The sequence below is a fragment of the Streptomyces sp. RP5T genome, assembly GCF_003933965.1.
In the GTDB taxonomy this organism is placed as follows: Bacteria; Actinomycetota; Actinomycetes; order Streptomycetales; family Streptomycetaceae; genus Streptomyces.
On record NZ_RSAJ01000618.1, the window covers coordinates 1 to 4766 of the forward strand.

Here is a 4766-nt window from a genome sequence, read left to right on the forward strand (position 1 = left end):
GTCCCGGTCCACGAGCAGCACCCCGGACACGTCCGGCGACCCGGTCAGCAGCGCCCGCACCTGCCCGGCGGAGGCGGTGGCCGGCAACAGCGCCGCGGGCCGCACGAACTCCCGTACCGACGGACCGGACCGCGGGGGCGGCACATCGGCGGGGGAGCGGGGCGGTACGTACACCTCCGCCGCGGGAAGCCGGGCAGGCGGCGCGAACAGCGTGCCCTGGGCCAGCTGCGCACCCGCCGACAGCGCGGCCCCGTACTGCCCTTCCGTCTCCACCCCCTCCACGCACAGCAGCGCTCCCGACTCGTCGCACAGGGTCCGCATCGCCCGTACCGCGGCCGGCCGGACCAGCAGCGACGCGTCGAGCTTCACGAGGTCGGGCGCCATGTCGGCCAGCAGTCTCAGCGGTACGTCCCCGTCCCCCACGCCGTCCGCGCTGATCCGGAAGCCCTGTCCCCGCAGCTCGCCGAGCGCCTCCAGGAGCGCCTGGTGCGGGACGTGCGTGTACGGCGGCCCCACGTCGACCGTGATCTCCCACGGCAGCCGTCCCGCCTCACGCACGGCGTGGTGCAGCGGGGTGAGCCCGCCGAGGTCGGCGAGCGTGCCCGCGAACACGTTGACGTGCAGGGGCAGCAGGCTCTCCCTGTGCGCCGCCGCCCGCACGGCCAACACGGCCAGCTGCCCGTCGAGTTCGGGGTCGCGGCGGGCCTCAGCGAGGATGTCGCCGGTCTCCGGGCGGGCGAGTATCTCCAGCCCGGCGACCGCGCCGGTGGCCAGATTGACCACGGGTTGGAAGGCGAAGCGGAGAGTGTCCGTCCAGGAGCGCACGGGAGCATGATGGCGCTCCTGGCACCCACTCAAGCGCAGTTCATGAGACGTTCACGCAGGATTCCCGGCCGATCGCGCAGCGTAGGGGAAACCCCTTTCGCTCCCGTCACCGCACGGCGACCACCGCCGAGCCGTGCCCGAACAGCCCCTGGTTCGCGGTGATCCCCACGCGCGCGTGCTCCACCTGTCGGTCACCCGCCTCACCCCGCAACTGCCAGGTGAGCTCACACACCTGGGCGATCGCCTGGGCCGGCACCGCCTCACCGAACGAGGAGAGTCCGCCGCTCGTGTTGACGGGTATGTGCCCGCCCGGTGCCGTCGCCCCCTCGCGCAGCAGCTTCGCGCCCTCGCCCTCCCCGCAGAGCCCGAGATCCTCGTACCACTGCAACTCCAGAGCGGTGGACAGGTCGTAGACCTCGGCGAGGGAGAGGTCCTCCGGCCCGACTCCGGCCTCCTCGTAGGCCGCGCGGGCGATCGACGCGCGGAACGTCCCGTCCGAGGGCTCGACCGCCGCGGCGGAGTCCGTCGCGATGTCCGGCAGGTCCAGCACGGTGTTCGGATACGTCGGCGTCACCGTCGACACCGCTCTGATGCGCACCGGCTCGGCCACACCCCGCCGACGCGCGAACTCCATGCTGGAGAGCACCAGTGCCGCCCCGCCGTCCGAGGTGGCGCAGATGTCGAGCAGCCGCAGCGGATCGGCCACCACGGCGGAGGCCGCGACCTCCTCCGCGGTCACCCGCTTCCGGTAGCGCGCGTTCGGATTCAGCGCGCCCAGCGCCGAGTTCTTCACCTTGACCTGCGCGAAGTCCTCCACCGTGTCCCCGTGCACGGCCATGCGGCGACGCGCGTACAGCCCGAAGTAGGTCGGGTTGGTCGCCCCGAGGACCCGGAAGCGCAGCCAGTCCGGATCGTCGGGCCGGTCCCCGCCGGCGGGCCGGAAGAACCCCTTGGGGGCGGCGTCGGCACCGACCACGAGCACCACGTCGGCCAGCCCCGCGAGGATCTGCGCCCGCGCGGCCGCCACCGCCTGCGCGCCGGACGCGCACGCCGCGTACACACTGGTGACACGGGCCCCCTGCCAGCCCAGTGCCTTGGCGAAGGTCGCCCCCGCCACATGGCCCGGATAACCGCCCCGCACGGTGTCCGCGCCGACGATCGAACCGACCTCCCGCCAGTCGAGGCCCGCGTCGGCCAGCGCCGCGCGAGCCGCCGCCACGCCGTACGTGACGAAGCCGCGCCCCCACTTGCCCCAGGGGTGCATGCCCGCGCCGAGCACCGCCACGTCCCCCGTCATGCCGTCACCCCCGTCGGCCGCCACCGCCACGTCGTCCATAGCGTCTCCCCGTCCTCATGGAGCACACCGGGGACGACCTCCACCTCCGCGCCCACGGCGAGATCGGCGACGGTGACCCCGGGAACCGCCTGCCCCAGCACCACGATCCGCTCGGCGGCCAGCTCCACAGCGATCAACGTGTACGGCTCCCACGGAAGTTCCGGGTCGGTCACATAGGGTGACGGAGGCCGGTACCGGCTGTCCGTGTACGACCAGACACGGCCGCGCCGCGAAAGGGGAATCTCCGCCAGATCGCCCCCGGTGCATCCGGGGTTGCGGCAATGGCCGTCCTCGCGCGGGAAGAAGACCGAGGCGCAGGCGGAGCAGCGGGTCCCGAGAAGCGTGAAGTCCTCTCCGTCACCGGCGAACCACCCGGTGACCACAGGTGTGCGCGTGCGCGGCATAGCCCCTCCCCGAACGGGATCTGACGGAACGTCAGAAGTGTCGCACGGGCGGCCGCAAAGAGGCAGAGGGCCCAACGGAACCGGAGCACCTGGTGATCGGATACAGTCCGCGGCGTGTCCGAAACTCAGCACTCCATCCCCAACTCCGCACCCGGCTCCCACTGTTCGAGCTGTGGAGCCCCCTACGGAGAGGGTGTCACGGGCTGGCCCCGCACCTGTCCCGTCTGCGTCACCGTCGCGTACCGCAACCCCCTGCCGGTCGCCGTCGCACTCCAGCCCGTGTACGACACCCAGGGCACGGCCCTGGTCGTCATCACCCGAACCGTGGCTCCCGCGCGCGGAGGCATCGCCCTGCCCGGCGGCTACATCGACGACCGCGAGGACTGGCGGCACGCCCTGGTCCGCGAACTCAAGGAAGAGACCGGCATCGAGGCGGCCGCGCGCGACGTACGGCTCGTCGACGCGCTGAGCTCTCCCGACGGCCACCTGCTGCTGCTCGGGGTGCTGCCGGAACGTCCCGCCGACGGCCTTCCGCAGTCCGCGGCCACGAACGAGACGGAGGGCTGGCACCTCCTGCGCAGGCCGGAGGAACTCGCCTTCCCGCTGCACACACTGGCCGTACGGGCCTGGTTCGAGGGGCGCTACGTCTGACTCAGCGCGCTCCGAGCCCGCGCAGCCGCACCGGGTGGGACGGCTCGCTCAAGCCGTCCTCGCCCTCCCGCTGGACGACCACCTTCCGGCCCTCCCAGCGGGCGACGTAGCGTTCGATCTCCGGTTCGTCCCAGCCGTCACCCGCGTCCTGGACGACCAGGCCGCCCCCGCTCCGTCCCCGGGCGGGCGCCCACACCTCCAGCACGGTCCCGCCGTCGTCCCCCCGCACCGGGATGACGGCACCCGCGCGGGCGAGCACCGGGATCCGCGACAGCGGAGCGTCGACGAGCACCTGACCCGGTCCCTCGTACACCTGCTCCGTGGTCGTGTCGTACCAGCGTCCCCGGGGCAGCTGCACCGCACGCCGGTCGCCGCCCGGGTCGAGCACCGGTGCCACCAGCAGGCTGTCGCCGAGGAGGAAGGCGTCCTCGCAGTCCCGCAGGGCACGGTCCTCGGGCGCCGACCACCACAAGGGCCGTACGTAGGGCGCTCCGGTACGCCGGGCGAGCTGCGCCAGCGTCATGAAGTACGGCAGCAGCCGTCTGCGTTCCACGAGGGCCACGCGCGCGTGCTCCAGCACCTCGGCTCCGAACTCCCACGGCTCCCTGCGCCCGGCCCGAAGACCCGCGTGGGTACGGAACAGCGGCAGATGGGCGCCCAGCTGGAACCAGCGCAGATACAACTCCGGCGAGGGGTGCCCGTCGTGACCGCCCACATCGGGCCCGGAGTACGGCACCCCGCACAGCCCGAGCCCCATCACGAGCGAGAGCGAGGCCCGCAGGCCCGGCCAGCCGGTCGCCACGTCACCGGACCAGGTGCCCCCGTAGCGCTGCATGCCGGCCCATCCCGAGCGCGAGAACAGGAAGGGCCGCTCGTCCGGCACCAGTTCGCGCAGACCCTCGTACGCGGCCTGGGCCATGCACAGCGCGTAGACGTTGTGCGCCTCCTGGTGGTCGCCGCCACGGTCCTCCAGGGCGTGTCCGGCCGACCGCGGCAGGGTGGACTCCCCGAACGCGGTGAAGGACGTGGGCTCGTTCATGTCGTGCCAGAACCCCGTGAACCCCGCCGTGAGTCTCTCCTGGTAGAGACGACCCCACCAGGCACGCACGCGCGCGTGCGTGAAGTCCGGGAAGACCGACTCGCCGGCCCAGGCGACCCCTTCCACCGGCCGCCCCGACGCGTCCCGCACGAAGGCGTCCTCCACCGTCCCGCTGTCATGGACCGCGTTGCCGGGCGCGGCCCTGACCGCCGGGCTCACGACGGACACCAGCCGGATCCCGTCCCGCAGCAGGTCCGCGGCCAGCTGGGGCAGCTTGGGGAAGCGCTCCGGATCGACCGTGAACACCTGGTGCCCGTCGTGGTGGTCGATGTCCAGATGGACGGCGTCGAGCGGCAGAGCCCGCTCCTGGTACCCGGCAACGATCCGCCGCACCTCCTGCTCACCGCCGAAGCCCCGGCGGGCGTGGTGATGCCCGAGCGCCCAGGACGGCGGCAGCGCCGGAGCACCGGTCAGCGAGGCCCAGGCGAGCAGCACGCGCGCGGGCGTGCCC

5 protein-coding genes are annotated in these 4766 nt (G+C 73.1%); 1 reads left to right on the top strand and 4 read right to left on the bottom strand.

The features are described from left to right. The 3 genes from EHS43_RS37700 to EHS43_RS37710 all read right to left on the bottom strand — a co-directional run. Positions 1-825 (bottom strand): EAL domain-containing protein (locus EHS43_RS37700; RefSeq protein ID WP_148104193.1); only part of this gene is annotated, 825 nt, incomplete at its 3' end. Between the two features lie 106 nt (positions 826-931). Next, on the bottom strand, positions 932-2122 hold the full coding sequence (locus EHS43_RS37705) for a lipid-transfer protein (RefSeq protein ID WP_125195126.1): 1191 nt from the start codon (positions 2120-2122) through the stop codon (positions 932-934). Next, a complete protein-coding gene (locus tag EHS43_RS37710; protein WP_125195127.1) occupies positions 2119-2544 on the bottom strand; it encodes a Zn-ribbon domain-containing OB-fold protein in 426 nt (141 codons plus the stop codon). The genes EHS43_RS37705 and EHS43_RS37710 overlap by 4 nt, the downstream gene beginning before the upstream one ends. Before the next feature lie 135 nt (positions 2545-2679). Here EHS43_RS37710 and EHS43_RS37715 point away from each other — a divergent pair, with 135 nt between their 5' ends. Then, complete coding sequence (locus EHS43_RS37715) at positions 2680-3216, top strand: NUDIX domain-containing protein (protein WP_125195124.1); 537 nt, start codon at positions 2680-2682, stop codon at positions 3214-3216. Between the two features lies 1 nt (position 3217). Here the strand turns inward: EHS43_RS37715 and EHS43_RS37720 are convergent. Further along, the coding region (locus EHS43_RS37720; protein ID WP_125195125.1) for a glycoside hydrolase family 31 protein at positions 3218-4766 on the bottom strand (1549 nt) is incomplete at its 5' end.